This is a genomic window from Nonomuraea sp. NPDC049129 (genome assembly GCF_040648495.1).
Taxonomy (GTDB): domain Bacteria; phylum Actinomycetota; class Actinomycetes; order Streptosporangiales; family Streptosporangiaceae; genus Nonomuraea.
Window position 1 is genome coordinate 952,396 of record NZ_JBEZDU010000001.1, and the last position, 26,384, is coordinate 978,779.

Genomic DNA, 26,384 nt, shown 5'->3' on the forward strand with positions numbered 1-26,384 from the left:
CAGCGCCGGTCTTCGATCGAAGCGCCCGGTCAGAACTGTCACTGTTACCGGAAGCCACTACCGAGGACCGGCCCGCATGCGTCGCGGGTCGCTTGGTGCTTGTGCGGACGCGGGGGCTCTTAAGTGTGTCTCGGATATTCAGTTGTACGGCGCTCGACGCGCCGGTGGTGCAATGAGAAGGGAGCGACGCGGACGCCGCTCCCTCTCACTCTATCGGCGCAGGCCGAGGCGCTCGATGAGCGCACGGTAACGCGCGATGTCGACCTTCTGCAGGTACTTCAGCAGGCGGCGCCGACGCCCGACGAGCAGGAGCAGGCCACGACGGCTGTGGTGGTCGTGCTTGTGCGTCTTCAGGTGCTCGGTCAGCTCGCTGATGCGCTTGCTGAGCAGCGCGATCTGCACCTCGGGCGACCCGGTGTCGCCGTCGGCCGTCGCGTATTCAGCGATGATGGTCTTCTTGGCAGCGGTGTCGAGGGACACGGCTCTCCTTTGAGCTACAGGCACGCGCGAATAGATAAATGATGCGAGCGACCGTGCGTGCCTACAGTCGCCGCGGCGAAGGCCGTCAGAGCAGCGCGCAGCGCCGCCGTCACTGGACCGACATGCAAGGTTACCATCGCGGTCAAGCGCCGCGTCATCTATCCTCAGCCCGAGGTCAGCCGCCTGGCCTGGTCGACGTCGGTGTGGATCTGGGCGATGAGCTCTTCGATCGAGTCGAACCGGGTGTTTCCCCGCAGTCTCGCCGCGAAGTCTACCGCCACGTGCACGCCGTACAGCTCCAGGTCGTCGCGGTCCAGCGCGTACGCCTCGACCGTGCGCGGGACCCCCTCGAAGGTGGGGTTGGTACCGACGGAGATGGCGGCGGGCCAGCGCTCACCCGCGTAGAGGGCGGGCAGGTTGGCGACGGGCACGCACTCCAGCCAGCCCGCGTAGACCCCGTCGGCGGGGATGGCCGTGTGGGGCGGCGTCTCGACGTTGGCGGTGGGGAAGCCGAGCTGGCGGCCGCGCTGGTAGCCGCGCACGACGACGCCCTCCACCCGGTGCGGGCGGCCCAGGCCGGCCGTGGCGCCCTCGACGTCACCGGCCGTCAGCCGACCGCGGATCTCGGTTGAGGAGACCCCGTCGAGCAGCGGGACCACCTCGACGGCGAAGTCGTACTTCTCGCCGAGCGCGACCAGGGTCTCGGTGGTGCCGGCCGCGCGGTGGCCGAAGGTGAAGTTCGCCCCCACCACGACCACGGCGGCCCGCAGCCGGTCGGCGAGGATCGACTGGGCGAACTCGCCGGGGCTCATCCTGGACAGCTCCAGCGTGAACTCCTCGACGCACACCTCGCCCACGCCGAGCCCGGTCAGCAGCTCCGACCTGCGCCTCGGCGTGGTCAGGCGGGCCGGGTGGGACCCGGGCCGGACGACCTCGGCGGGGTGCGGCTCGAAGACGACCGCGACGCCGCGCAGACCACGCTCCCGGGCGGCGGCCACGGCCCGCTCGACCACCTGTTGGTGCCCGCGGTGCACGCCGTCGAACACGCCGATCGTGACGGCGGACCTTTCCGAACCCTGCACGCCCGGCCCCATTCGCTTGTCGCGGATCAATCCTCCACCAGCCTGCCATGCGGCGCCGCGTCAGCTCCAATCGAGGGGGTACGATCGGCCGCACCATGCCTCGATACGCACTTCTGATCCTGCCTGCCTTCAACCGTGTCTACGGTGAGAGCGCGGTCCGCCTGACCCTCGCCGAGCTGGCCTTCTTCGGCCGGCGGGCCCTGGAGACCGAGGTGTCGGACCTCGGGGAGAGCGTGATCGGCGGCCTGCCGTACGTGACCTTCGAGACGGCCGCGCCGCTCGGCGCCGGTGACGTCGCGCTGCTGTCCAACCTCTCCTCGGTCTACGCGCTCTACGGGATCGAGGGCGAGCTGCTGCGGCCGCTCACCGTGTCGCCGCTCGACCGGCTCAGCAGCGATCTGATCACGATCCAGAAATACGCCGGCAAGACGAACGAGCACTTCACCAAGCTGCTGCTGAACGTCACGGTGCTGGCCAGCGACCGGCGGCTGGACGAGCGGTTGTCGGTGTTCGATCCGCTGTGCGGGCGTGGCACCACGCTCAACCAGGCCCTCATGTACGGATATGACGCCTATGGGGCTGATGTCGACAGCAAGGACTTCGAGGCGTATACCGGTTTCCTCAAGACCTGGCTGAAGAACAAGCGGTTCAAGCACACTGCCGAGACCGTGCCCGTACGCCGTGAGCGGGCGCTGGTCGGCCGGCGACTGAACATCTCCTTCAGCCGGTCGAAGGAGGAGTTCAAGTCCGGCGACACGCAGCGCGTCTCCGTGGTCAACGCGGACACCCTGCGCAGCCGCGAGTTCTTCAAGCCGCGCTCCTTCGACGTCGTGGTGACCGACGCCCCCTATGGCGTGCAGCACGGCAGCAGGGGCGGCGGCGGTGGGCTGTCGCGCAGCCCCCTGGAGCTCATCAGGAAGGCCGCGCCCGTCTGGGCGGAGCTGCTGCGGCCCGGCGGCGCCCTCGGCATCTCGTGGAACACCTATGGCGGCACCCGCGACGACCTGGCCGAGATTCTCGCCAAGGCGGGGCTCGACGTAGTCGATCTGCCGGACTTCGAGCACTGGGTCGATCAGGCGATCGTCCGCGACATCATGGTGGCCCGCAAGCCATAAGAGGTCGGATCTCTCCCCCGCTTCCGACAGCTCGCATCACAACTCTTGACGAGAAGAGTGGTGAGTGATCCTATGAATCCTGATAGGAAAGTTTCCTAATCGGGAGGAACGATGCGATTAGTCACCACGGGCGCGTTAGCGATCGGATTACTCGTCCCAGCCCTGCCCGCCGCGGCCGACCCTGTGGAGTCGGGACCTTGGACCTCGTACGAGCCGACGTTCACCGTCCAGGAGCGGGGTTGCGGTGACGTCAACGACCTGACCTTCAAGCTGAGCTGCTCCACCGGCAGCGGCGACCAGCGGGCCGAGCGGCGCTACGCCACCTACTCCAGCGGCACCCGCCAGTTCGAGGGCTACTTCAAGATCACCAGTCTGGAAGGCACCCGCATCAGCCTGAAGCAGACCTTCAAGACGACCGGCCCGTTCTTCATGCTCGCCGTCGAACGCGGCGGCCGACTCTACTCCGTGCACGGCGGCGACACGATCGCCACCGGCGCCACGATCGGCACAACGGTCCGCGTCAACACCGTTCACGTGGTCGGCAGCACCCATCGGACCTACATCAACGGGTCGCTGAAGCACACCGTGTCGAGTGAGAGCGGCAGCTTCTACGACAAGTTCGGCGCCTACCGGACGGGCAGCGGCAAGGGTCCCGCCACGGTCGAGTGGAGCGGCATACAGTTCTGGCGCAAGTAGCGGCGATGAGAGCAGCTCTGGTGGCGTTGCTCCTGCTGACGGCCGCCTGCTCGACGCCGCCGCAGACGCCGATCCACCTGACGGCCACCCTCGTGTCACCGACCGACATCACGCTGCGCTGGGAGGGCCGCGAGCCGGACGCCTCCGGGCACGTCCTGGAGTTCGCCACCGAGCCACAGGGGCCGTACACGATCCTGGGGTTCCTGCCGCCGGAGCAGAGCACGTACACGCATCCCGATCTGATCCCGCGCACGCCGTTCTACTACCGGTTGCGGCCCTACTACGGCCAGGCCTCCGCGCCGGTGGACGTGGCGCTGGGCGGCGGCCCGTACGCCAAGCCGCAGCCCGGCTGGTCGGAGCCGCGGACGATCCCCGGCGGCCCGAAAGGGGCGCGGCCGGTCAGGAGCGAGGGGGCGGCGCCGTCGGATCTGCGGGCCATCGTGACGCAGGCCGACGGCGTGGCGTTCCGGTGGACCGACCGGACCTCCGACGAGGAGGGCTTCCTGCTGGAGGACCGCCCGTCGGGCCGGCCGGACTTCCGGGTCGTCGCCGCCCTCGATCCGGACGTCAACGCCTTCGGCCTGGTCACGCTGCCCGAGGAGAGCCGCGCGTCCTACCGGGTACGCGCCTTCCGCTACGGGCCGCCGTCGAACGTCGCCCACCAGACGACCGGCGGTTCTTAGGAAATGACGTCTAGGAAATGAACACGGCCAGGGGCTTGGCGATGCGGCCCTGCTCCTCCACCAGCGCGAGCAGCTCGCCCTCCGGCCCGAACACGCCGATCGGACCCTTGCCGTGCCCCGCGGCGGGCAGCCGTCCGCCGTGGCTGACGACCCTGGCCTCCTCGGCGGTGAGGTCCCAGCGCGGGAACGCGGCCGACACCGCCTCCCCGATGGGCAGGACCACGCACTCCTCGGCCAGCCGGTCGATGGTTTTGGCCCGCGACAGGTCGTACGGGCCGACCCGGGTGCGGCGCAGCGCCGTCAGGTGCCCGCCGACGCCGAGCCCGGCTCCCAGGTCACGGGCCAGGGCCCGGATGTAGGTGCCGCTGGAGCAGGTCACCACCGCGTCGATGTCCATCACGTCGTCGTGCGCCCTGATGTCCAGCACGGAGAACTCGCTCACGGTGACCGGCCGCGCGGCCAGCTCGACGTCCTCGCCCGCCCTGGCCAGCTTGTACGCCCGCTGCCCCCCGACCTTGATCGCGCTGACCTGCGGCGGGATCTGCATGATCTCGCCGGTGAGCGCCGCGATGCCCTTCTCGACCTCGGCGGGGCGCACCTCGGCCGCCGGGGCCGTCGAGATGACCTCGCCCTCGGCGTCGTCGGTGTTGGTGGTCACTCCGAGCCGGATCGTGGCCTCGTAGACCTTCTCCGTCAGCGCCAGGTGCCCGAGCAGCCGGGTCGCCTTCTCCACGCCGACCACGAGCACGCCCGTCGCCATGGGGTCGAGGGTGCCCGCGTGGCCCACCCGCCGGGTGCCGGCCAGCCGCCGCATCTTGGCCACCACGTCGTGGGACGTCCACTCGGCCGGCTTGTCCACGATGATCAAGCCGCTCTCGGCCATCAAGTCTCTCCGTCTCGACTCGGCAGCAGCGCCCGGAACGCCGCGATGGTGTCCTCGACGCTGAGGTGCGAGGTGAATCCGGCCGCGTTGTGATGACCGCCGCCGCCCAGCACGGCGCAGATCGCGCCGACGTCGACCGTGCCCTTGGACCGGCTCGACACCTGCCAGGCTCCCTGGTCGTCCTCCTTGAGCACCACCGCCACCTCGGCCTCGTCCGTGCGCCGCACGATGTCGATGAGGCCCTCCAGCTCGGTGTACGGCAGGCCGTACGCGGCCCGGTCGACCCGGGGCACGTATGTCCAGACCAGGCCGTCCTCCAGCGACACCCGCTCGAGCGCGGCGGCCAGCACCTTGAGGTAGCCGAACGGAGACCGGTCCCACAGCTCGCGGGCGATCTCGTCGGTACGCAGCCCGGTGGCGACCAGCCGGGCGGCCATCTGGTGCACCTCTGGCGTGGTCGAGGCGTGGCGGAACGAACCGGTGTCGGTCACCAGCCCGGCGTACAGGCAGGTGGCGATGTCACGGTCCAGACTGCCGCCGAGCCGGTAGATCAGCTGCTCGGCCAGCACGGCCGTCGCGGCCACGTGCGGGTCGATGAGGCTGAGCGTGCCGAACCCGGTGTTGGACAGGTGATGGTCGACCACGATGACCTCGTGGGCCTTGGCCGTGTTGGGGCCCAGCAGGCCCAGCCGGTCGGGCGTCGAGGAGTCGAAGGTGATCATCAGCTCCGGCTCCGCCGGAAAGTCCGCCGGCGGCACGAGCAGGTCCTGGCCGGGCAGGAAGCGCAGCAGGCGCGGCACGTCGAACTGCCGGTCACCGAAGGAGGCGACGACCCGCTTGCCCTGGGCCCGCAGGACGGAGCCGGTGGCCAGCATCGAGCCGAGCGCGTCGCCGTCGGGTGACACGTGGCAGGCCAGCGCGATCTCGTCGGCCTTGCCGATCAGATCGAGCGCGCGCCGCCAGGCGGGCTCGGGGATCACCGAGCCGGACGGCGGCAGCGCGCCGTCCGCGCCGGTGAGCGGCAGAGCCTGAACACGACCCTGCCCCGACGTGCCCTCAGCCGATGTGCCCGGACCCGGGTGGGGCGGGCGATCGGTTCTGTCGCGCACGTCGGGCGTCACGTCGCCGGCTGCCCGTCCTCGTCAGGCTTGCCGAGGAGGTCCGGCTCGTCGTCCTCCTCCGGCTTGCGGTAGGGATCGGGGTCGCCGGCATAGGTCGCGCCCTCGGCCTTGCGCGCCACCTCGGCGTCCCTCGCCTTGGCGGCGTTGATCAGATCGTCGAGCTGGCGCGCGCTGTCGGGCAGCGGGTCGTGCTTGAACTCCAGCGTCGGAGTGAAGCGGACACCGGTCTGGCGGCCCACCTCGGAGCGGATGATGCCTCTCGCGCTATCGAGGGCGGCCGCAGTGTCGGCCCGCTCGGCATCGGAGCCGAACACCGTGTAGAAGACCGTGGCCTCACGCAGGTCGGCGGTGATGCGCGTGTCGGTCACGGTGACGAAGCCCAGGCGCGGGTCCTTGATCCGGCGCTCCAGCATCTCGGCGACGATCTGCTGGATGCGGTCGGCGAGCTTGCGCGCTCGTGCTGCATCCACCATGTTCGCTCCCCCTCACGCACGGCCCGGAGGCCGTGCAGTCGTTCAGTCTTCGTCGTTGTAGAGCCGATGTCTCGCCGACAGCAGCTCGATCTCAGGGCGGAAGGCCACCATGCGCTCGCAGGCGTCCAATACCTCTTGGCAGTTGCCCGCCGAGCCCGAGACTACGGCGATGCCGACCTCCGCCCGGCGGTGCAGGTCGAGGTGACCGGTCTCGGCCACCGCGACACCGGGAAAACGCCTGTGCAGCTCGGCGACCAGCGGTCGCACGACGGAACGCTTCTGCTTCAGCGAATGTACGTCGCCGAGCAGGATGTCCAGGGTCAGAGCACCCACATACATCGTTGGCAACCACCGCTTGTCCTGGTGTGTGAAGGCACCCCGGCCCCGCTGCGGTGGAAAGCGGGCCCAGGCGTGCGAGAGGCGCCCGGCGGATGGTCCGCCGGGCGCCCGGCCGCGTGTTACGCGCGCGGCTTCTCCCGCATCTCGAACGTCTCGATGACGTCGTCGATCCGGATGTCGTTGTAGCCGACCCCGATACCGCACTCGAAGCCCTCGCGGACCTCGGTCGCGTCGTCCTTGAAGCGACGCAGCGACGAGACGGTCAGGTTGTCGGCGATGACGACGCCATCGCGGATGATCCGGGCCTTGCTGTTGCGCACGATCGTGCCGGAGCGGACCAGCGAACCGGCGACGTTGCCGATCCTCGGCACCTTGAAGACCTCGCGGACTTCGGCGGTGCCCATCTGGACCTCTTCGAACTCGGGCTTGAGCATGCCCTTGAGCGCCGCTTCGATCTCCTCGATCGCCTGGTAGATGACCGAGTAGTAGCGGATGTCGACGCCCTCGCGCTCGGCCAGGTCGCGCGCCCGGGGCTCAGGCCGGACGTTGAAGCCGATGATGACCGCGTTGTCGTCGGCGACGGCCAGGTTGACGTCGTACTCGGTGATCGCACCGACGGCGCGGTGCAGGACACGGAGCCTGACCTCGTCGCCGACATCGATCTTGAGCAGGGCGTCTTCCAGGGCCTCCACCGAACCGGACACGTCACCCTTGATGATGAGCTTGAGCTCGTCGACGCGACCCTTCTCGAGGTTGCTGAACAGCTCCTCGAGGGTCAGGCGACGGCTCGACCTCGCCATGTCGGCGCTGCGCTTGCGCGCCGCGCGCTGCTGGGCGATCTGACGGGCCATCCGGTCGTCGGTGACGACGATGAAGTTGTCACCCGCGCCCGGCACCGCCGTCAGACCCATGACCAGGACCGGACGGGACGGCGTGGCCTCTTCGACCAGGTCGCCGTTGTCGTCGAGCATCGCCCGGACGCGGCCGTAGGCCTCGCCACAGACGATGGAGTCGCCGACGCGCAGCGTGCCGCGCTGGACCAGGACGGTCGCGGTCGGGCCACGGCCCTTGTCGAGGTGCGCCTCGATCGCGATGCCCTGAGCGTCCATCGCCGGGTTGGCGCGCAGGTCGAGCTCGGCGTCCGCGGTGAGCAGGATGGCCTCGAGCAGCTGCTCGATGCCGGTCCCGTTCTTGGCGGAGATGTCGACGAACAGCGTCGAGCCACCGAACTCCTCCGCCACCAGGCCGTACTCGGTGAGCTGGGCACGGACCTTGTTGGGGTCGGCGCCCTCCTTGTCGACCTTGTTGACCGCGACCACGATCGGCACGTCGGCCGCCTGGGCGTGGTTGAGCGCCTCGATCGTCTGCGGCTTCACGCCGTCGTCGGCCGCGACCACCAGCACCGCGATGTCGGTCGCCTTGGCACCACGGGCACGCATGGCGGTGAACGCCTCGTGACCCGGGGTGTCGATGAAGGTGACCTTGCGCTCTTCGCCCTCGTGCTCGGTGGCGACCTGGTAAGCGCCGATGTGCTGGGTGATGCCACCCGCCTCGCGCGCCACCACGTTGGTCTTGCGGATGGCGTCGAGCAGCTTGGTCTTACCGTGGTCGACGTGACCCATGACGGTCACGACCGGCGGACGCGCGGCCAGGTCGGCCTCGTCGCCCTCGTCCTCGCCGAACTCGATGTCGAAGGCCTCGAGAAGCTCGCGGTCCTCCTCCTCCGGGCTGACGACCTGGATGTTGTAGTCGAGCTCGGAGCCGAGCAGCTGCAGCGTCTCCTCGTTGACCGACTGGGTGGCGGTCACCATCTCGCCGAGGTGCAGCATGATCTGCACCAGCGAGGCGGGATTGGCACCGATCCGGTCGGCGAAGTCGGACAGCGAAGCGCCGCGCGGAAGGCGGATCGTCGCACCGTTGCCGCGCGCGACCTGCACGCCGCCGATCGCCGGGGCCGACATGTTGTCGAACTCCTGGCGCCTCTGGCGCTTGGACTTGCGGCCACGCGTGGGACGGCCACCGGGACGCCCGAACGCGCCCGCCGTGCCGCCACCGCGGCCACGGCCGCCGCCACCGGGACGACCGGCGAAACCGCCGCCGCCACCGGGACCACCGGTGCTCGTGCCCGGACGACCGGCGCCACCGCCGCCACCGGGGCGACCGGCGAAACCGCCGCCACCACCGGGACGACCGCCGCCGCCACCGCCACCGGGACGGCCACCGCCGCCACCGCCGCCGGGACGACCGCCGCCACCACCGGGACGGCCACCGCCGCCGCCACCGCCGGGACCGGCGGGACGACCCTGGGGCATCATCATCGGGTTGGGACGCGGACCGCCGGGACGGGGACCGCCCGCACCGGGACCGGGACGCGGGCCGGCCGCACCGGGCGGACCAGGACGCGGACCGGCCGCACCGGGCCTGCCGTCGCCGCCACGACCCTGCGGGGGACGCGGGGCCGCGCCGTCGCGCGGCGGACCGTCACGACGCTCGCGCTGGCCGGGACCGGTGCCGCCACCATCGCGGTTGGCACCGGGACGCGGCGGCCGGGACTGGCCCATGCCGCTGGCGTTGGACGAGAACGGGTTGTTGCCCGGACGCGGGCCGCGCGGACCCGGCTTGGGACCGGGACCCGGACGAGGACCGCCACCGGAGGGGGAACGGTCGGACGGGCCACGATCGGACGGACCACGGTCGGGACGCGGAGCCGCCGGGCCGCCGCCACCGGAGGGCGCGCCGGGACGCGCCGCGGGGCCGGGCTTGGGACCCGGACGGGCAGCGGGACCGGGACGCGGGCCCGGAGTGGGGGCGCCCGCAGCGGGCGCGGGACGGGTGCCGCTGTCGAAACGCGCCTGCGGAGCGCCGGAGGTGTCGGCACGCTCGGGCTCAGGCTGCGGCTGGTGCGGCATCGGCACCGGCGGGCGCGGCTGACCGCCGCCCGCGGGACCTGCCGGACCCGGACGCGGACCGGGCCTGGGGCCCGGACCAGGACGCGGAGCTGATGTTGGGGTCGGCGCCTCCGCGACGCCGTTACCGGCCAGGCTGTCCGCCGGCCGGGGAGCAGCCCTTGGCGGCTGCGGCTTGGACGACGAACCGCCGCCCCTCGAGGACCCACCCTTGGATGCGCCCAATGCTTCGGTGAGCCTGCGGACCACCGGCGCCTCGATGGTGGAGGACGCCGAACGGACGAACTCCCCCATCTCCTGGAGCTTGGCCATGACGACCTTGCTCTCTACGCCGAACTCCTTAGCGAGCTCGTATACCCGGACCTTCGCCACTGCACTCCCTTACTCGGCCCGGGAGGCTGGCTGTGCCGTCCGGACCGTCGCTACCTTGACATCTTCATCGCCGCGTGCTCATCAGGCGCTCATAGCAATCTGACTCCGCCCATCAACTCGGCGTCCTACATGACATTTCTTGGTTCCCCTTCTCCAGGTGCACCCGCACGCGCGAGACGTCAAGCGGCCCCGGCACGCGGAACGCGCGCGGAAACGCTCGGCGACGCTCGGCAAGCTCCAGACACTTCTCGGACGGATGCAGTGACGCACCTCGACCAGGAAGCCGTCCTCGCAGGTCAGGGATCACGTGATCCTCGACCCGCACCAAGCGGAGCAGGTCGGACTTAGCCGTACGGACCCTGCAGCCCACACAGGTGCGCTGTGGAGCCGCGTGGCCACCATATTCCAGCTTACCGTGTTGACGCATCTACGGAACCGGCAGCATCCTCGGCCTGGGTGTCAGGCCTGATGTCAATCCGCCATCCAGTGAGCCTCGCGGCAAGCCGGGCGTTCTGTCCCTCTTTGCCGATGGCCAGGGAGAGCTGGTAGTCGGGCACGGTCACCCGCGCGACCCGGCCTTCGAGATCGAGGACCTCAACGTGGGAAACGCGGGCCGGCGACAGGGCATTCCCCACGAACTCGCCGGGGTCCTCGGACCAGTCGATGATGTCGATCTTCTCGCCGTGCAGCTCGGTCATCACGTTGCGCACGCGCGAGCCCATCGGGCCGATGCACGCGCCCTTGGCGTTGACGCCCTGCCTGCGCGACCTGACCGCGATCTTCGTGCGGTGACCGGCCTCGCGGGCCACGGCGGCGATCTCCACCGTGCCGTCGGCGATCTCCGGCACCTCCAGCGCGAACAGCTTCTTGACCAGGCCCGGATGGGTACGCGACAGCGTGACCGAAGGGCCCTTGTGGCCCTTCTTCACCTGCACCACATAGGCGCGGATGCGCTCGCCGTGCACGTAGTCCTCGCCGGGCACCTGCTCGTTGTGCGGCAGGACGGCCTCGATCTTGCCGAGGTCGACCAGCACCACGCGCGGGTCCTTGCCCTGCTGGATCACACCGGAGACCAGCTCACCCTCGCGGCTGGCGAACTCGCCGAAGTTGATCTCATCCTCGGCGTCGCGCAGCTGCTGCAGGATGACCTGCTTGGCGGTGGTCGCCGCGATTCTGCTGAAGTTGCCCGGCGTATCGTCGAACTCCCTGACGATCTCGCCCTCGTCGTCGATCTCGGCGGCGAAGATGGTCACGTGCCCGCTCGTCCTGTCGAGCTCCGCGCGCGCCTTGGGCGCGGCACCCTCGGTGCGGAAGTAGGCGATCAGCAGCGCGTCTTCGATCGCCTTGACGACCAGGTCGAAGGAGATGTCCTTCTCCCGCTCCAGGCTGCGCAGGACGCTCATGTCGATGTCCACGAGGCTTTCCCCTTAGCCTTCGTCGCCGTCGACGTCTTCGTCGTCGAACCGGCGGAACTCCACCTGCACCCGTCCGCGGGCCAGGTCCTGATAGTCGAATCGGCGCCCGGCGCCGTCGACGTCGAGCTCGACGCCGCTCTCGTCCGCGGAGCGCACGCGGCCCTCCACCACGGAACCATCTCTCATCTCGGCCTTCACCAGCCGCTTGGCCGCGCGCCGCCAGTGACGCGGCTCGGTCAGCGGGCGGTCGACGCCCGGCGAGGAGACCTCCAGCGTGTAGGCCGACTGGCCCATCGCGTCGGCGTCGTCGAGCGCCGCGGAGACGGCCTGGCTGACGTCGGCCACGTCGTCGAGGCTCACGCCGCCGTCGCGGTCGACGATCACACGCAGCAGCCGGCGCTTGCCGGCCTGGGTGACCGTGACGTCCTCCAGATCGAGGCCCTCCGCGCCGACGACGGGCTCAAGGAGCTTCATCAGGTGGTCGCGGGGTGATGCGCTGCCCATATCGACCTCCCTATTGTCATGTCTCAGCCGGGCGGACCTCGCCTCTGGCTCTCAAGTCGCCTGGCCGCTCAGCCAGCTACGACAGTTGACACCCTATCTGTACGAGGGCACGAAGAGAGCGCCACTCGGCACGTGCGAATGGCGAGCGTCGCCTGACACGGGGAGCGAGCGCAAGACCGTACGATGCTATCTGCGTTCCGTTTACAGGAGGTCCCTGCCCGTGCGCCCGCGTTCTCTGTCACGGCGAGCCGTGCTGGCGGGCGGAGCGGCCGCCGCGGCCCTGTCGGGATGCGACGCGTCCGACACCCCCCAGCCGTCGCCCACTCCGTCGGAAGATCCTGAGCGGGTGCTGCTGCGGCAGCTGATCGCCGACAAGGAACACACGATCGCCCTCTACTCCGCGCTGATCGCGGGCGGCGCGACCAAGCTGACCCCGTTCCGCGACCGCCATCAGGCTCACCTCGACGAGTTGCGCAAACGCCTGCCCGGCGGGCCTGCGCCATCCCCTTCCTCCCCCGCGCCTCAGACGCCCGCTCCCGTGCCGAAGACGTCGGTGTCGCGGCTGCGTGAGGCCGAGCGCCGGGCGGCGGCGCTCCGCGTCCGCCAGCTCGCCGGCGTCTCGCCGCAGCTGGCCCAGCTCATCGCCGCCATCGGCGCCTGCGAGGCCGCCCACGCCCTGGCCCTGCCGAGGTCGACGTGACACCGGCCGATGTGGAGAAGCTGCGCAAGGCGCTGTCGGCCGAGCATGCCGCCGTCTTCGCGTACGGGCTGATCGGCGCGCGCACCACGGGCTCGCTGCGGTCGCGGGTCACGACCGCGTTCGACGCCCATCGAGCCAGACGCGACCAGTTGCGCACCGCCATCACCACCCGGGGCGGCACGCCGACCGAGCCCGAGGGGGGCTACGCCCTGCCGATCGTGCCGTCCACGGCGGCGCAGGCGGTTCAGCTCGCGGTCCACGTGGAGGGCGGCATCACGGCCGCCTACCTGGAGCTGGTGGCGTCGGACGACGCGTCGCTGCGCCGGTACGCGGCGCTGGCCATGCAGGAGTCGGTGGCCCGCTCCTACTCCTTCCGTCCCGCGATCACCACGGCCTTTCCCGGCATGTCGGGGCCTACCGGCTGAGAGCGGCCCACCCCCGGGGTCCGTCCACACGACCGTCTCAGTCTCTGTGACGGTCTGTTGTGGCTGGGGTCCTTGTGGAGATACCCCCTTCGGGGGAGCGAAAGAAGGCCGTCCGTCGTGGCTGGGGTCCCTGGGAAGGGCACCCCCTCCGGGGCGAGGAAGAAGACCGTCCGTCGTGGCTGAGGTCCTCAGAGAGGGGCCCCTCCGGGGAGCGGGAGTGATCGGATGCGGGCGGTTCAGCGGTAGAGCACCGTCAGTAGGTCGCTGCCCAGGCGTTCGATTGCCTCGGCGTCGAGTTGGTAGTAGACCACCGAGCCGCGCCGGTGCACGTGCACCAGCGCTGCCTCCCTCAGGTGGCGTAGGTGTCTTGAGACCTGGGGGGCGGTCATGCCCAGTTGGTTGGCGAGCTCCGAGGTGGCCACCGGGTTGCGCAGGATGGCGTAGCAGAGCTTGAGACGGGTCGGGTGCTGGAGGACGGCCAGCCGTTGCCGGGCGGTCTCCAGGGAGACCCCGGCGGAGGTGCCCACGCCGTACTGGATGACCACGGGGTAGCCCGGATAGTGCTTGACCACGAAGTGCGGGCGGCCGTACAGGCTGGGGACGAGCAGGCAGGGCCGGTCGGCGCCGATGCGGGCGGTGGCGTTGTAGAGCTTGTCCAGGACGATTCGACGCCCGCCCTCGACGGCCGTGGCGGTGGGGAAGTCGGCCAGCGCCATGGGGCCGTGCACCGCGATCGTCCGCTCGCGCACCGCGGCCTCGGCGGCCAGCGCCGTACGCAGGCCCGGCCAGTCCGCCTCGAAGGCCGCGGCGGCGAAGTCGGCCAGGAAGCCGGTCAGTTCGCGCCTGAAGCCCCAGGGGTCGTTCTGCACTCGGGTGCCCAGCTCCACCCGGCTGGAGGAGATCAGTCTGAGGCGCTGGAGCACGTCGCCGCCGACGCCGGCGCTGTTCTTGCCGATGAGCGCCTGGAGGGTCATGGCGGTGAAGTCGCCGATCGGCAGCGCCTCGATCTCGGCCAGCTCGTCTTCGAGCGTCCTGGACCGGCCGGCGGACAGCGGCAGCAGGTAGCGGGCCCGGAAGGCGCTCCACAGGGGCGCCCACGCCGTCGCCCTGGCCAGCAGGTCCTCGTCGGCCTCCGTGTGGACCCTGGCCACCCAGCGGGCCGCCGCGGGGTGGTGTCCGGGCTCGTCGAGCGCGTGCAGGCAGGCGCAGAGCTCGGCCAGCGGGGAGACGCCCATGGTGATCGAGGCCGGGTCGGTGGAGGACAGGAGGAGCGTGACGGGCACGTTGCACATTACCGCGTTGGCGGCAATCTCCTTGTCCGAAACTGGATATATGTCCAGGCTGTGGCGCCATGGCCAAGGCACCACTACACGAAAACGGCGGCGCGGTTAAGCACCCCCGGGAGTATTACTTCAGCGGGTCCACCACCATCTTCGCCTCCCGATACGACCAGCGCTTCTCCTACTGCCTCTACGTGCCGACGGCCCACTCGCCCGACGGCCCGCCGGTCCCGATCGCCGTCATGCAGCACGGGACGGGACGGCGCGGGCCGCAGTACCGCGACAACCTCGCCGAATGGGGTGAGCAGCAGGGCTGCCTGGTCCTGGCGCCGCTGTTCCCCGCGGGCATCGAGGACGCGGACGACCTGCACGGCTTCAAGTTCATCAACTACCGCGGCATCCGCTTCGACCACGTGCTGCTGGCGATGGTCGAGGAGGTCGGCGAGCGCTTCAACGTCGACACCGAGCGGTTCCTCCTGCACGGCTTCTCCGGCGGCGGCCAGTTCGCCCATCGGTTCGCCTACCTGCATCCGGACCGGTTGGCCGGAGTGTCAATTGGTGCACCAGGGCGGATATCGTACATCGACTGGGACAGCCCGTGGTGGATCGGGCTCAAGGGGTTCGAGGAGGAGTTCGGCCAGCCGCCCAGGATCGAGGAGCTCGGGGCGGTGCCGGTACAGATGGTCGTGGGTGCCGAGGACGTCGAGACCTGGGAGATCAACAACCAGGGCGACGCCAACTGGATGGACGGCGCCGACGCCTACGGAACCACCCGTGTCGAACGGCTGGCGGCGCTGCGTGACAACTTCGCCGCGCACGGCATCAACGTCAGGTTCGACGTCGTGCCCGGCGTGGCGCACCAGCCGATGAGCGTGCTGGAGCCGGTCAAGGACTTCTTCACCTCGATTCTCACCCCCCGGGAGACCTCATGAAGATCATTGTTGCCGCCGCCGTCCTGACGATCCTGGCCACCGGTTGCGCGGTCGGCGAGAGCGCCGAGGCAGGCGCCGAATACCCGAGCAAGCCTCTGACGATCATGGCGCCGGGCAGCCCCGGCGGCGGCTGGGACACTCGTGCCCGCGGCATCGCCGGCGCGCTCAGCCAGTGCAAGATCACCACCGCGAAGGCCACGGTCATCAACGTCCCCGGCGCGGGCGGCACGATCGGGCTGGCCCAGTTCGCCAAGAGCAAGGGCGACCCCTACCAGCTCATGGTCATGGACAGCGCGACCATGCTCGGTGGCATCGTGAACAACCACTCGCCCGTCGACCTGACCACGCTCACCCCGATCGCCGGCCTGAGCAGGGGTCCGAGCGCGATCGTGGTGCCGAAGAACGCGCCGTACGCGGACCTGAAGTCGCTGCTGGCCGCGATGAAGAAGAACCCGCACGGCATCAAGTGGACCGGCGGCTCGCTCGGCGGCCCCGGGCAGATGACGGTCGCGGGACTGGCCAAGGGCCAGGGCATCGACGCCAAGCAGGTCAACTACGTGCCCACGGCGGGCGGCGGCGAGTCGATGAACCTGCTGCTCAGCGGCGCCGCCACCGCGGGCATCGACACCGTCGCCGAGCTTCGCGCGCAACTCCAGGCCGGAGAGCTCAAGGCGCTCGCGGTGGACGGCGACAAGCGGATCGAGGGCATCGACGCCCCGACGCTGAAGGAACTGGGCCTGTCGGACCAGGCCATCTCCACGATGGCCGGCGTGCTCGCCCCGGCGGGGCTGTCGGCCGAGCAGCAGCAGGACGTCGTCAAGATGATCGACAAGATGCGGCAGACGTCATGCTGGCAGCAGGTCCTCAAGCAGAACAACTGGGTCGACGCCTGGACCCCGGGCGACTCGTTCAAGCAGGTGCTCACCGAGCAGCGCGGGCAGATCACCACAATCCTCGGCGAGTTGGGACTGGGCAAGTGAGCACCCGGCTCGTCTCGGCGGGGTTCCTGGCGGTCGCGCTGGTCGTACTGGCGCAGGCGTTCATGATCCCTGACGGCGGCGGTTACCAGGCCGTCGGGCCACGGGCCTTCCCGCTCCTGGTCGGCATCGGCATGGCGGTGGTGGCCGTGATCGGGGTGGTGCAGGCGTTTCGCGCTCCGGTGACCCGCGAGGGCGGCGAGGACGAGGGCGTGCACTGGCGTCCCGTGCTGCTCCTCATCGGCGCGCTCGCTCTGTACGCGGTCCTGCTCGCGCCCGTGGGCTACTGGCAGGCGACCACGCTGTTCTTCGTCGCGGTGGCCCGCGTGCTCGGCAGCCGCAAGCTGGTGCGCGACCTGGTCGTGGGCCTGCTGCTGGCGCTGGCCACGTATGTGCTGTTCGACCGGGTGCTGGGCATCACGCTGCCTCCGGGCCTGATCAGATTGGCGATCTGAGATGAGCGTACTGGGCCACCTGCTCGACGGCTTCGCGCACGCGCTCACCCTGCAGAACCTGCTGCTCGGCCTGCTCGGCGTCACCGTCGGCACGCTCGTCGGCGTGCTGCCGGGCCTCGGCCCGGCCACGACGATCGCGCTGCTGCTGCCCCTGACGATGGTGTTCGACCCGGTGGGCGCGTTCGTGATGTTCGCCGGGATCTACTACGGCGGCATGTACGGCGGCAGCACCACCGCGATCCTGCTCAACATCCCCGGCGAGACGGCGTCGATCCCCACCACGCTCGAGGGCTACCCGATGGCGCGGAAGGGCCGGGCCGGGGCCGCGCTGGCCACGGCGGCCATCGGCTCGTTCGTGGCGGGCACGATCTCCACCGTCGTGATCACGTTCCTGGCGCCCGGAATGTCGGCCATCGCCAAGTCGATCCAGCCCGCCGAGTACTTCTCGATCATGGTGCTCGCCTTCGTCACCGTCACCTCGCTCATGGGCGACTCGATCGTGCGCGGCCTGTCCAGCCTCTTCCTCGGGCTGGCGATCGGCATGGTGGGCATCGACCAGATGACCGGTCAGCCGCGCCTGGCCTTCGGCGTACCCGACCTGTACGAGGGGCTGCCGGTCGTGGCGCTGGCCGTCGGCCTGTTCGCCGTGGCCGAGGCGGTCGCCACCGCGGCCCAGCGGAACCGGCAGGAGCAGCCGCCGGTGAAGGTGACCGGGCGCATCGGCATGACCCGCGACGACTGGCGCAGATCCTGGCGGCCGTGGCTGCGGGGCACCGCGTTCGGCCTGCCGATCGGCTCGCTGCCCGCGGGCGGCGCCGAGTTGCCCACCTTCCTCAGCTACAACGTCGAGAAGCGGCTGGCCAAGGACCCCGAGGAGTTCGGCCATGGCGCCATCGAGGGCGTGGCGGGGCCCGAGGCGGCCAACAACGCGGCGTTCTCCGGCGTGCTGGTGCCGCTGCTCACGCTCGGCATCCCCACCTCGGCCACGGCCAGCATGCTGCTGATCGCCTTCCAGATCTACAACGTGCAGCCGGGACCGCAGCTGTTCGATCAGCAACCGGTGCTCGTGTGGACGCTGATCGCCAGCCTCTACATCGGCAACGTGATGCTGCTGGTGCTGAACCTGCCGCTGATCCGGCTGTGGGTGAAGCTGCTGAGCGTGCCGGCCGCGCTGCTGACGGCGGCGATCCTGACGTTCGCGACGCTGGGTGTCTACGCCACCTCGCAGAGCGTGTTCGAGATCCTGGTGGCGTACGGGTTCGGGCTGGTGGGGTTCGTCCTGCGGCGGGCCGGCTATCCGGTGGCGCCGCTGATCCTCGGGGCGGTGCTCGGGCCGCTGATGGAGGTGCAGTTCAGGCGGGCCCTGGCGTTCAGTGAGGGGGACCCGGCGGTGTTCTTCACCCGGCCCGTGTCGCTGGCCATCCTGGTGATCGCCGCCGCCTGCCTGATCGGGCCCGTGGTGCTCCGCCGCCGCGGCAAGATCTCCATGCCCGCGGCCATGGACTGACGGCTCCCCCTGGCAGAGCAGCACGGCTCCCCCTTGACCGAAGGGGGAGCCGTGCTTCGCGTTACGAGCAGGCGGCCAGCACGCGGTCGGCGGCCGTGTCGAGCGGGATCTCCTCCTTGGCGCCGGTGACCCGGTCGCGGAGCTCGACCACACCCTGAGCCAGACCGCGGCCCACGACCACGATCGTGGGCAGGCCGAGCAGCTCGGCGTCCTTGAACTTGACGCCGGGCGAGACCCCGGACCGGTCGTCGACGAGCACCCGCAGCCCGCGGGACTCCAGCTCGGCGGCCAGCTGGAGGGCCACCTCGATCTGGTTGTCCTTGCCCGTGCCCACGATGTGCACGTCGGCGGGCGCGATCTCGCGCGGCCACACCAGCCCGAGCTCGTCGTGGGCCTGCTCGGCGATGACCGCCACGGCGCGCGAGACGCCGATGCCGTAGGAGCCCATCGTGATGCGGATCGGCTTGCCGTCGGGGCCCAGGGCGTCGAGCCCGGCCGCGTCGGCGTATTTGCGGCCGAGCTGGAAGATGTGCCCGATCTCGATGCCGCGGTCGATGGACAGCGGCGAGCCGCAGCGGGGGCACGGGTCTCCGGCGCGCACCTCGGCGGCCTCGATCGTGCCGTCGGGGACGAAGTCACGGCCCGCGACCACGTGGGCGGCGTGCTTGCCGCGTTCGTTGGCGCCGGTCACCCAGGAGGTGCCGGTGACCACGCGGGGGTCGACGAGGTAGCGGATGCCGAGGTCGCGCAGGACCTGCGGGCCGATGTAGCCGCGGATCAGGCCGGGGTGCTTGGCGAAGTCCTCGGCCTCGAAGATGGCGGGCTCGCCGGGGGCCAGCGCGGCCTCCAGGCGCTTGAAGTCGACCTCGCGGTCGCCGGGCACGCCGACGATCAGCGTCTCGACCTTGTCGGAGCCGGGCGTGGTGACCTTGACGACGACGTTCTTCAGGGTCTCGGCGGCGGTGATCGACAGGCCGTGGTGCTCGTTGACGTAGGACACCAACGACTCGATGGTCGGGGTGTCGGGGGTGTCGAGGACGCGCTGCGGCTCCAGCCCGTCGAGGGCGCGGGCCGGGGGCGCGGTCGTGGTGACGGCTTCGGCGTTGGCCGCGTAGCCGCAGGAGCGGCAGGCCACGAAGGTGTCCTCGCCGGTGGGCGTGGGCGCCAGGAACTCCTCGGAGGCCGAGCCGCCCATCGCGCCCGACGTGGCGAACACGATCTTGTAATCGATGCCGAGCCGGTCGAACGTCCGGATGTAGGTCTCGCGGTGCTGCTCGTAGGAGTGCTTGAGTCCTTCGTCGTCGAGGTCGAAGGAGTAGGCGTCCTTCATCAGGAACTCGCGACCGCGCAGGATGCCCGCGCGGGGCCTGGCCTCGTCGCGGTACTTCGTCTGGATCTGGTAGAGCGTGACCGGATAGTCCTTGTACGAGGAGTATTCGCCCTTGACCATGTCGGCGAAGAGCTCCTCGTGCGTGGGGCCGAGCAGGTAGTCGACGCCCTTGCGGTCCTTGAGCCGGAAAAGCGTGTCACCGTATTCGGTCCAGCGACCGGTGGCCTCGTAGTATTCGCGCGGCAGCAGGGCGGGGAAGAGCACCTCCTGGCCGCCCATCCGGTTCATCTCCTCGCGGACGACCTTGGCGACGTTTTCCAGCACCATCTTGCCGAGGGGCAGCCACGAGTAGATGCCGGGCGCCACCCGCCGGACATAACCGGCGCGGACCAGGAGCTTGTGGCTCGGCACTTCCGCGTCTGCCGGGTCGTCCCGCAGGGTGCGAAGAAACAACGACGACATGCGCAGCGACACGGCTACTCCTTGTTCGGCCTGGATATGAGGACTACAGGCTATCGACTAGGAGCGACTCGCCGCGCGGCCTTATCCCGCGATGGGAACCCAGCCGCCCAGCGAACCGGCCACCGCGACCGCGAACAGGCCGACAAGGACCGCCGTCAGCGCCAGCGCGCGCACCCGGCCCGCCTTGCCGCGGCGCAGCGCCATCACCAGCACGACGGACAGGGCGCCGAGCACGGGCGCGGGGCCGGGCCAGAACGCGGGGTCGCTGTGGATGAAGCCGGGCGTCGCGCGGTCGATCACGTCGGCGAGCAGCAGGGCGCCGATGAGGCCCGCGGCCAGGTCGCCCCAGACATCCGGCCGCCTCGTCACGTAGGCGAGCAGGCCCAGCCCGACCAGCAGGCAGAGCGTCCAGTTCAGCCCGGCCGCGGAGCCGCCGACACCCACGCCGCCGATGTCGGGCCCGCCGCGCACCATGCTGCCGCCCAGGGTCACGACGATCATGGACAGGGAGGCCAGAAACGTGGTGAGCAACGCCCACCCGAAGCCCGCCGCGCTCGCCCCGACGAGCAGAGCCAGACCCAGATACATGTACGGGTCATAGACCTGGCCGAGCCATTGGGGACCGCGACCGTCGGCGAGTATGCCCACGAGCCCGACGACCAGCCCGCCGAGGAAGGCCCCCAGCACATGGCGTTCGATGCAGCGCTGGTCACGGTCGTACGCGGCGAACTCCGCGTAGTCGATCGTGCTCTCTTTTACGTCCATTGCCTGGTCAACCCTCCCTTCGCAACTTGTCGCAATACCACAACCAGATTATGTGGCCGTCCAGAAAAGGCAAATTTCGGCCAACCGAATGCAACGAAGCAATCGCTTGGTTAAACTGGCTCGGTGACCGTCACAGACGAGCTGCGCTCCGTCGTCCGCGCCTATCTCGCCGACCGCCCCGCCGCGCCCTGGGCGGCGTTCGCCCGCGAGCTGGGCACCGCAGGACTCGCCGTCCCAGAGGAGTACGGCGGAGCGGGCTGCGGCCCGGCCGAGATCGCGGTGGTGGCGGGAGAGCTGGGCAGGACCCTGTCCCCATACCCCTTCCTGCAGAGCGCCGTCCTGGCCGTCGAGGCGCTCAAGGCGGGCGGCGACGAGGCGGCGATGGGCCGGCTGCTGCCCGCGCTGGCCGACGGCTCGGTGACGGCGACCGTCGTCCTTCCCGGCGACGGCGACCTGACCCTCCGGGACGGCCTGCTCACGGGCGTCGTCCCGTACGCGCTGGAGGGCGACGTGGTGCTCGCCTACGCCGACGGGCTCCTGGTCGAGGCGGTGCCGACGCGGCGCGTGGCGTACCCGACCATGGACGAGAGCCGGCCCCTGGCCGAGTTGTCCTTCGACCACGCCCCGGCGCGGCCGGCCGGCGACGGCGCGACGTGGAGCCGGGTGCGCAACCTCGGCATCGCGGCGCTGGCGGCCGAGCAGGTGGGCGGGGCCGAGCGCTGCCTGGAGATGGCCACGGAGCACGCCAAACTGCGCCATCAGTTCGGCAGGCCGATCGGCTCCTTCCAGGCGATCAAGCACAAGCTGGCCGACCTGCTGCTGCTCGTGGAGTCGGCCAGATCGGCGGCGCTGGCGGCGGCCGGGTCGGAGTCCCTCGCGGCGATCGCCGGGTCCTACTGCACTGAGGCGTATCTCACGGCGGCGGGCGAGAACATCCAGGTCCACGGCGGGATCGGCGTGACCTGGGAGCATCCGGCCCATCGCTACCTCAAGCGGGCCACCTCCGACGCCCAACTCTTCGGCCCGCCGCAGGCGCACCGCGAGCGCCTGGGCGCGCACGTCTTTCAGGCCGGGCTAGCCGCCCAGTAGCGTTTCCCAGGGGCGCGGGGCGTTCGTGGCGCGGGTGGTGTCGAGCGCCTCGGCCAGCCGCCAGAAGCCCGGCTTGTCGCGTACGCGCTCGCGGCCCAGCGGATCGATGGCCCGCAACTCGAAGCGGACGCCCATCACGTCGAGCACCGCCGACCGGCTGTCGGCCGGCCCGGCGGGCGCGCCGAGCTCGTCCTCGTACGCGGGAGCGCGCACCTGCTCGGCCAGCAGCGCCGCCACCTCTGAGGCGTACGGGCCGTCGCGCCACTCGATGTGCCAGCTGTGGTCGGCGCCCCGCCACCAGGTCAGATCCCGGCAGGACTCGATGAACTCGGCCTCCGTGGCGAGAGCGGCCATCACCCGGCCGAACGCCTCGTAACCGCGCCCGCTCGTGAGGGAGAGATCATCGGCCCCCATATCGGGGAGCGTGCCATCTTTCGGCCGCCTTAGCGCGTGCTTTCGCCTCACGTGCATCACTCTGATCGCGAACGCGCCCTTCCCGCAAGTCTTTGGTGCTGATAGTCTCTACCAAGCGAGCGCTTGGTTTACTACTTTCGCCGGAGGCGCGATGACGTCCCTACGGATCAGCCTGGGCTACGAGCTGGAGGTGCGCGGGCGCTCCCGCGAGGTCGAGCAACAGGCGTTCCAGAACGTGATCGACCAGGTCGTGCTCGGTGATCGGCTCGGTTTCGACACTGCCTGGTTCGTCGAGCACCACTTCACGCGGGGGTTCTCCCACTCCTCCGCGCCCGATCTCGTGCTGGCCGCGATCTCCCAGCGGACCGAGCGGATCCATCTCGGGCTGGGCGTGGTGCTGCTGCCGTTCCAGTCGCCGATCCGCACCGCGGAGCGCGTGGCCACCCTCGACGTGCTGAGCGGCGGCCGGGTGGAGTTCGGCACCGGGCGGGGGGCCTCGCCCCTGGAGTACCAGGCCTTCCAGCGGCCCTTCGAGAAGTCCCGGCAGATCTGGGAGGACTCGCTGGACGCGACACTGGCCATCTGGCGGGCCGACGGGGAGCCGGTCAGCCGATCGAACGAGTTCTTCGAGATCCCGGACGTGGCGGTCTACCCGCGTCCCGTGCAACAGCCGCATCCGCCGGTCTGGGTGGCCTCGACGTCGCTGGAGGGCTATCTGGCGGCGGCCGACCACGGCTACAACCTGCTCGGCATGACCATGGTCAAGGGCATCGACGACGTGGCGGACGACATCGCCCAATACCGCGAGCGTCTGGCCGCCGCCGGGTTCGACCCCGACTCCCGCCGGGTCGCGCTGATGATCCCCTGGTTCGTCGCGCCCACCCGCGACCAGGCCAACGAGACGGCCGCCGACGCCGTCCTCTGGTACATCCGCCGGCAGGTCAACCTCGTCACCCCGCCGGACTACTACGACGCCCGGCACGCCACCCATCGCGTCCTCGGCCAGCTCGCGGCCGGGATGCCGCCGGATGAGGCGATGGCGACGCTGCGGGAGCACCTGATGGTCGTGGTGGACGACGTGGCGGGTTCGCGCAAGGCGCTGGCCAGGATCGCGGAGGCCGGGGCGACGGATCTGATCATCCAGGCGCAGGTGGGCGGGCTGGCGCACGAACGGGTCTGCGAGGCGATGAAGCTGTTCATGACCGAGGTGACCAAGTGACCAGCCCGGCCCCTGGCCCCTTGAGCGGCTCCGGCGACCGGGACGCGTCGGCGGAGGCCGCCGGCGCGCGGTGGCTGACGCGGGACGACCTCCGTACGGGCGCGCGGTCCGCCACAGGGCTGCTGCAGGTCGCCCCCGACGCCTCCAGCGCCTTCCCGCTGGCGCCCGGCGACCGCGCGGCGGCGCAGGAGCTGACCGGGGCGGCGCTGCGGGCGGCCGGAGTGGGCGACCGCGACCGGGTCGTGGTCGCGCTGGCCGAACCGGCGGGCGCGCTCTGGGCCGCCGCCGCGGCGGACGTGGCGTCGGCGGCCGCCTCGGTGGGCCCGCGAGGCCGCATGCGGTTGATCCACACGCTGTCCACCCTGGGCGCCACCACGCTGGTCGCCACCCCCACGGGCGCGATGGATCTGCTGGCCAGGCTGCACCTGGAGTTCCTGCTGGACCCCCTTGACCTGGGGCTGCGGCACATCGTCCTGACCGGGGAGATCGCCTCGAAGCGGACACTCAGCCACCTGGCGGGCGAGTTCGACGCCCACGTGACCGAGGTGTACGCCGACCCGTTCGGCGGTGGCGCCCTGGCCTGGCGGGCGGCGGAGGGCGCCCCGCTCACCCCGCTGACGGACGGCCTGCTGCATCTGGCCTCGCTGACCAAGGACGTGCTGCGGCCGTCGGAGCCGTCAGGGGTGGCCGAGCTGGTGATCACGCCCCACGGCCACTCGTCGCTCGGCGACGCCGTCCTGCGTACGGGCCAGGTGGTGCGTACCGACTCGGCCGCGGCCGATCCCGGACTGCCCGCTCCCGTCCACACGGTCGGCGAGCACGTGCTGGTGCGGGGCGTGTGGCTGTCGCTGCCGCGGATCGACAAGGCCCTGGCCAAGATCGACGGCGTGTCCAGGTGGGAGCTGGCGATCAGCAGGCAGGGCACGCTCGACGCGGCGGTGCTCACCGTCACGTTCGGGAGGGAGAGCCTTGTGCGCAACCCGATGTGGCGCAACCGGATCCAGCAGGCGATCCAGGGGCTCACCCCGATCTCGCTCGGCGTGGAGATCGCGCCGGAGATCGCCGAGACGCCGAGCCCCGGCGTGCTGACCGACCTGCGCGGCCACCACCTGGGCCGCGACCGGGCGCTCATCGTGTAGCCGAGGTCTGTACAACAGCCGGGCGCTCGGCCTGTGGAGCAGGAGGCGCGAACCGATGGGACCGATGCCGGACTGGGGAACGCTCCCCCGCATGCTCCGTGACCAGGCGGACCGCCATCCGGACGCGGTGGTGATCGTCGACGGCGACACGCGCGTCACCATGGCGGAGCTCCGCGCCGGAGCCGCTCGCGTGGCGCACGAGCTGATCGAGCTCGGCGTCCGGCCGGGCGACCGGGTGGCCCTGTGGGGCGTGAACGACCCGTACTGGGTCACGCACGCCTTCGGCGTCTGGGACGCCGGTGCGGTGATCGTGCCGCTCTCCTCGCGCGCCAAGGGCCTGGAGGCGGCGGCGATGATCGAGAAGACCGGCGCCGAGGTGCTGGTCACGGGCGAGGGCCCGCCCGGTGTGGTGCTCGCCGATCTCCTGCCGCCCGGCGCCGCCCCGCGCCACATCCTCAGCCCCCGTCTCCTCGTGGAGCCGTCGGGCGTCGAGATGGAGGGCGTTGAGGAGCGGGCGCTGGCCGTACGGCCTGACGATCTGTGCGAGATCATGTCCACCTCCGGCACCACCGGCACCCCCAAGGGCGTGATGCTGGACCACGCCCAGGTCCTGCGCGGCTACTGGGACTGGTCCGAGATCGTCACCCTGGACGAACACGACCGCTACCCGGTGATCGCCCCGTTCAGCCACGGCTTCGGCCTCAACGCCGGGATGATCGCCTGTGTGCTCCGCCGGGCGACCATGATGCCGATCAGGGTCTTCACCCCCGACGCCCTGATGTCCCTGATCTCGGCCGGCCGGGTGAGCATCCTGGCGGGCCCGCCCACGCTGTTCCACCGGCTGCTGGACGAGCTGGACCGCGCCGACTGGGACGTCTCGTCGCTGCGCGTGGCCATCTGCGGGGCCGCCGCCGTGCCCGCCGCGCTGATCACCCGCCTGGTCGAACGGGTGGGGCTGGAGCGGATGATCAACGCGTACGGCCTGATGGAGGGCACGGTCGTCTCCATGACCAGGGCCGGCGACCCGATCGAGGTCATCGCCGCGACGACCGGCCGGGCGGTGCCGGGCATCGAGGTGCGGATCGTCGACGACGACGGCAAGGAGGTGGCCGCCGGGGAACGCGGGGAGATTCTGCAGCGCGGGTACGGGGTCATGCGCGGCTACTGGGACGAACCCGGCAAGACCGCCGAGGTGGTCGATCGGGACGGCTGGCTGCACACGGGCGACATCGGCGTGCTCGACCCGGCGGGCAATCTGGCCATCGTCGATCGCAAGAAGGAGCTCTACATCGTCAACGGCTTCAACGTCTCGCCCGCCGAGGTGGAGTCGCTGCTGTTACGTGAGGGCTCGCTGGCGCAGGCGGCCGTGATCGGCGTGCCCGATCCGGTCTCCGGCGAGGCCGGCTGGGCGTACGTGGTGCCCAGAGCGGGGATGACGGTCGATCCGGGCACGCTGCTCACCTGGGCGAAGGACAATATGTCCAACTACAAGGTGCCGAAGCGGGTCATCGTGGTCGAAGCTCTGCCGGCCAACGCCAACGGCAAGATCGACAAGATGGCCCTCCGCGCCCGCGCGTCCGCCTCCTGAAGGCGCTGCCGCCCCATTCGCGAAAGATGGGTT

27 protein-coding genes are annotated in these 26,384 nt (G+C 70.6%); 13 read left to right on the forward strand and 14 right to left on the reverse strand.

The genetic code is table 11. The annotated features are described in order from the left end of the window. Window positions 1-210: 210 nt before the first annotated feature. Window positions 211-480, reverse strand: coding sequence for a 30S ribosomal protein S15 (rpsO, locus tag AB0B64_RS04180; RefSeq protein ID WP_214642971.1), 270 nt, complete (start codon window positions 478-480; stop codon window positions 211-213). A 164-nt stretch (window positions 481-644) separates the two neighbouring features. Further along, entirely contained in the window at window positions 645-1,574 is a 930-nt protein-coding gene (locus AB0B64_RS04185) for a bifunctional riboflavin kinase/FAD synthetase (RefSeq protein ID WP_357948116.1), read from the reverse strand. Between the two features lie 83 nt (window positions 1,575-1,657). Here AB0B64_RS04185 and AB0B64_RS04190 point away from each other — a divergent pair, with 83 nt between their 5' ends. From AB0B64_RS04190 to AB0B64_RS04200, 3 genes are all read left to right on the forward strand, one after another. Continuing rightward, window positions 1,658-2,677: an SAM-dependent methyltransferase gene (locus tag AB0B64_RS04190; RefSeq protein ID WP_358174493.1), complete on the forward strand. Its 1,020-nt coding sequence runs from the start codon at window positions 1,658-1,660 to the stop codon at window positions 2,675-2,677. A gap of 111 nt (window positions 2,678-2,788) precedes the next feature. Next, window positions 2,789-3,373, forward strand: coding sequence for a hypothetical protein (locus AB0B64_RS04195; protein WP_357946781.1), 585 nt, complete (start codon window positions 2,789-2,791; stop codon window positions 3,371-3,373). A gap of 5 nt (window positions 3,374-3,378) precedes the next feature. After that, a complete protein-coding gene (locus AB0B64_RS04200) occupies window positions 3,379-4,056 on the forward strand; it encodes a fibronectin type III domain-containing protein (protein ID WP_358174496.1) in 678 nt (225 codons plus the stop codon). 10 nt (window positions 4,057-4,066) lie between these two features. Here AB0B64_RS04200 and truB read toward each other — a convergent pair whose 3' ends face one another. The 8 genes from truB to rimP form a co-directional block, all read right to left on the reverse strand. After that, window positions 4,067-4,939 carry a tRNA pseudouridine(55) synthase TruB gene (gene truB, locus AB0B64_RS04205; RefSeq protein ID WP_358174499.1) on the reverse strand — a complete coding sequence of 291 codons (873 nt, stop codon included), beginning with the start codon at window positions 4,937-4,939 and terminating at the stop codon, window positions 4,067-4,069. Next, window positions 4,939-6,048 carry a bifunctional oligoribonuclease/PAP phosphatase NrnA gene (locus AB0B64_RS04210; protein WP_358174502.1) on the reverse strand — a complete coding sequence of 370 codons (1,110 nt, stop codon included), beginning with the start codon at window positions 6,046-6,048 and terminating at the stop codon, window positions 4,939-4,941. The genes truB and AB0B64_RS04210 overlap by 1 nt, the downstream gene beginning before the upstream one ends. Before the next feature lie 8 nt (window positions 6,049-6,056). Next, complete coding sequence (rbfA, locus tag AB0B64_RS04215) at window positions 6,057-6,533, reverse strand: 30S ribosome-binding factor RbfA (RefSeq protein ID WP_357946772.1); 477 nt, start codon at window positions 6,531-6,533, stop codon at window positions 6,057-6,059. Window positions 6,534-6,575: 42 nt separating this feature from the next. Beyond that, on the reverse strand, window positions 6,576-6,872 hold the full coding sequence (locus AB0B64_RS04220) for a DUF503 domain-containing protein (RefSeq protein WP_225299410.1): 297 nt from the start codon (window positions 6,870-6,872) through the stop codon (window positions 6,576-6,578). A 119-nt stretch (window positions 6,873-6,991) separates the two neighbouring features. Then, the gene (infB, locus tag AB0B64_RS04225; RefSeq protein ID WP_357946769.1) at window positions 6,992-10,150 is read right to left on the reverse strand and encodes a translation initiation factor IF-2; all 3,159 of its coding nucleotides are present in this window, start codon (window positions 10,148-10,150) and stop codon (window positions 6,992-6,994) included. A gap of 112 nt (window positions 10,151-10,262) precedes the next feature. Then, entirely contained in the window at window positions 10,263-10,577 is a 315-nt protein-coding gene (locus AB0B64_RS04230) for a YlxR family protein (RefSeq protein ID WP_357946766.1), read from the reverse strand. Beyond that, window positions 10,561-11,565 carry a transcription termination factor NusA gene (nusA, locus tag AB0B64_RS04235; RefSeq protein WP_357654416.1) on the reverse strand — a complete coding sequence of 335 codons (1,005 nt, stop codon included), beginning with the start codon at window positions 11,563-11,565 and terminating at the stop codon, window positions 10,561-10,563. Before nusA ends, AB0B64_RS04230 begins: the two co-directional genes overlap by 17 nt. A gap of 12 nt (window positions 11,566-11,577) precedes the next feature. Beyond that, a complete protein-coding gene (gene rimP, locus AB0B64_RS04240) occupies window positions 11,578-12,069 on the reverse strand; it encodes a ribosome maturation factor RimP (RefSeq protein ID WP_225299403.1) in 492 nt (163 codons plus the stop codon). Window positions 12,070-12,289: 220 nt separating this feature from the next. On the opposite strand from rimP, the gene AB0B64_RS04245 reads away from it, so the two are divergent. Further along, complete coding sequence (locus AB0B64_RS04245; RefSeq protein WP_358174505.1) at window positions 12,290-12,769, forward strand: hypothetical protein; 480 nt, start codon at window positions 12,290-12,292, stop codon at window positions 12,767-12,769. After that, the gene (locus AB0B64_RS04250; RefSeq protein ID WP_358174508.1) at window positions 12,766-13,194 is read left to right on the forward strand and encodes a ferritin-like domain-containing protein; all 429 of its coding nucleotides are present in this window, start codon (window positions 12,766-12,768) and stop codon (window positions 13,192-13,194) included. The genes AB0B64_RS04245 and AB0B64_RS04250 overlap by 4 nt, the downstream gene beginning before the upstream one ends. A 236-nt stretch (window positions 13,195-13,430) precedes the next feature. Here AB0B64_RS04250 and AB0B64_RS04255 read toward each other — a convergent pair whose 3' ends face one another. After that, window positions 13,431-14,477, reverse strand: a complete 1,047-nt coding sequence (locus AB0B64_RS04255; protein WP_358174511.1) for a DUF5937 family protein — start codon at window positions 14,475-14,477, stop codon at window positions 13,431-13,433. Window positions 14,478-14,545: 68 nt separating this feature from the next. On the opposite strand from AB0B64_RS04255, the gene AB0B64_RS04260 reads away from it, so the two are divergent. From AB0B64_RS04260 to AB0B64_RS04275, 4 genes are read left to right on the forward strand one after another with little or no spacing between them, the layout of a single operon-like run. Continuing rightward, entirely contained in the window at window positions 14,546-15,406 is an 861-nt protein-coding gene (locus AB0B64_RS04260) for a PHB depolymerase family esterase (RefSeq protein WP_357946755.1), read from the forward strand. Further along, the gene (locus tag AB0B64_RS04265; protein ID WP_358174514.1) at window positions 15,403-16,386 is read left to right on the forward strand and encodes a tripartite tricarboxylate transporter substrate binding protein; all 984 of its coding nucleotides are present in this window, start codon (window positions 15,403-15,405) and stop codon (window positions 16,384-16,386) included. The genes AB0B64_RS04260 and AB0B64_RS04265 overlap by 4 nt, the downstream gene beginning before the upstream one ends. Further along, the gene (locus AB0B64_RS04270) at window positions 16,383-16,838 is read left to right on the forward strand and encodes a tripartite tricarboxylate transporter TctB family protein (protein WP_358174517.1); all 456 of its coding nucleotides are present in this window, start codon (window positions 16,383-16,385) and stop codon (window positions 16,836-16,838) included. Before AB0B64_RS04265 ends, AB0B64_RS04270 begins: the two co-directional genes overlap by 4 nt. Before the next feature lies 1 nt (window position 16,839). Beyond that, window positions 16,840-18,345: a tripartite tricarboxylate transporter permease gene (locus AB0B64_RS04275; RefSeq protein ID WP_357946748.1), complete on the forward strand. Its 1,506-nt coding sequence runs from the start codon at window positions 16,840-16,842 to the stop codon at window positions 18,343-18,345. Between the two features lie 61 nt (window positions 18,346-18,406). On the opposite strand, the gene AB0B64_RS04280 is transcribed toward AB0B64_RS04275, so the two are convergent. Further along, window positions 18,407-20,149 (reverse strand): proline--tRNA ligase, encoded by a 1,743-nt coding sequence (locus AB0B64_RS04280; protein WP_357946746.1) that lies wholly within the window; start codon window positions 20,147-20,149, stop codon window positions 18,407-18,409. A 69-nt stretch (window positions 20,150-20,218) separates the two neighbouring features. Beyond that, a complete protein-coding gene (locus AB0B64_RS04285; protein ID WP_357946744.1) occupies window positions 20,219-20,902 on the reverse strand; it encodes a hypothetical protein in 684 nt (227 codons plus the stop codon). A gap of 123 nt (window positions 20,903-21,025) precedes the next feature. Here AB0B64_RS04285 and AB0B64_RS04290 point away from each other — a divergent pair, with 123 nt between their 5' ends. Beyond that, window positions 21,026-21,991 (forward strand): acyl-CoA dehydrogenase family protein, encoded by a 966-nt coding sequence (locus AB0B64_RS04290; RefSeq protein ID WP_358174520.1) that lies wholly within the window; start codon window positions 21,026-21,028, stop codon window positions 21,989-21,991. Here AB0B64_RS04290 and AB0B64_RS04295 read toward each other — a convergent pair. Beyond that, complete coding sequence (locus tag AB0B64_RS04295; protein ID WP_358174523.1) at window positions 21,977-22,405, reverse strand: hypothetical protein; 429 nt, start codon at window positions 22,403-22,405, stop codon at window positions 21,977-21,979. The two genes, AB0B64_RS04290 and AB0B64_RS04295, sit on opposite strands and share 15 nt — an antisense overlap. Window positions 22,406-22,556: 151 nt before the next feature. Here AB0B64_RS04295 and AB0B64_RS04300 point away from each other — a divergent pair, with 151 nt between their 5' ends. The 3 genes from AB0B64_RS04300 to AB0B64_RS04310 all read left to right on the forward strand — a co-directional run bounded on the left by AB0B64_RS04300 (window position 22,557) and on the right by AB0B64_RS04310 (window position 26,351). Beyond that, window positions 22,557-23,624: an LLM class flavin-dependent oxidoreductase gene (locus tag AB0B64_RS04300; RefSeq protein ID WP_358174526.1), complete on the forward strand. Its 1,068-nt coding sequence runs from the start codon at window positions 22,557-22,559 to the stop codon at window positions 23,622-23,624. Then, the gene (locus AB0B64_RS04305; protein WP_358174529.1) at window positions 23,621-24,763 is read left to right on the forward strand and encodes a hypothetical protein; all 1,143 of its coding nucleotides are present in this window, start codon (window positions 23,621-23,623) and stop codon (window positions 24,761-24,763) included. Before AB0B64_RS04300 ends, AB0B64_RS04305 begins: the two co-directional genes overlap by 4 nt. 91 nt (window positions 24,764-24,854) lie before the next feature. Continuing rightward, entirely contained in the window at window positions 24,855-26,351 is a 1,497-nt protein-coding gene (locus AB0B64_RS04310; RefSeq protein ID WP_358174532.1) for an AMP-binding protein, read from the forward strand. Window positions 26,352-26,384: the final 33 nt, after the last annotated feature.

Coding starts and splice junctions, on each gene's coding strand:
- AB0B64_RS04185 (WP_357948116.1), bottom strand. CDS start 1,574: ATGGGGCCGGGCGTGCAGGGTTCGGAAAGGTCCGCCGTCACGATCGGC.
- AB0B64_RS04190 (WP_358174493.1), top strand. CDS start 1,658: ATGCCTCGATACGCACTTCTGATCCTGCCTGCCTTCAACCGTGTCTAC.
- AB0B64_RS04195 (WP_357946781.1), top strand. CDS start 2,789: ATGCGATTAGTCACCACGGGCGCGTTAGCGATCGGATTACTCGTCCCA.
- AB0B64_RS04200 (WP_358174496.1), top strand. CDS start 3,379: ATGAGAGCAGCTCTGGTGGCGTTGCTCCTGCTGACGGCCGCCTGCTCG.
- truB (WP_358174499.1), bottom strand. CDS start 4,939: ATGGCCGAGAGCGGCTTGATCATCGTGGACAAGCCGGCCGAGTGGACG.
- rbfA (WP_357946772.1), bottom strand. CDS start 6,533: ATGGTGGATGCAGCACGAGCGCGCAAGCTCGCCGACCGCATCCAGCAG.
- AB0B64_RS04220 (WP_225299410.1), bottom strand. CDS start 6,872: ATGTATGTGGGTGCTCTGACCCTGGACATCCTGCTCGGCGACGTACAT.
- AB0B64_RS04230 (WP_357946766.1), bottom strand. CDS start 10,577: ATGCGTCAACACGGTAAGCTGGAATATGGTGGCCACGCGGCTCCACAG.
- rimP (WP_225299403.1), bottom strand. CDS start 12,069: ATGGGCAGCGCATCACCCCGCGACCACCTGATGAAGCTCCTTGAGCCC.
- AB0B64_RS04260 (WP_357946755.1), top strand. CDS start 14,546: ATGGCCAAGGCACCACTACACGAAAACGGCGGCGCGGTTAAGCACCCC.
- AB0B64_RS04265 (WP_358174514.1), top strand. CDS start 15,403: ATGAAGATCATTGTTGCCGCCGCCGTCCTGACGATCCTGGCCACCGGT.
- AB0B64_RS04275 (WP_357946748.1), top strand. CDS start 16,840: ATGAGCGTACTGGGCCACCTGCTCGACGGCTTCGCGCACGCGCTCACC.
- AB0B64_RS04285 (WP_357946744.1), bottom strand. CDS start 20,902: ATGGACGTAAAAGAGAGCACGATCGACTACGCGGAGTTCGCCGCGTAC.
- AB0B64_RS04295 (WP_358174523.1), bottom strand. CDS start 22,405: ATGGGGGCCGATGATCTCTCCCTCACGAGCGGGCGCGGTTACGAGGCG.
- AB0B64_RS04300 (WP_358174526.1), top strand. CDS start 22,557: ATGACGTCCCTACGGATCAGCCTGGGCTACGAGCTGGAGGTGCGCGGG.
- AB0B64_RS04310 (WP_358174532.1), top strand. CDS start 24,855: ATGCTCCGTGACCAGGCGGACCGCCATCCGGACGCGGTGGTGATCGTC.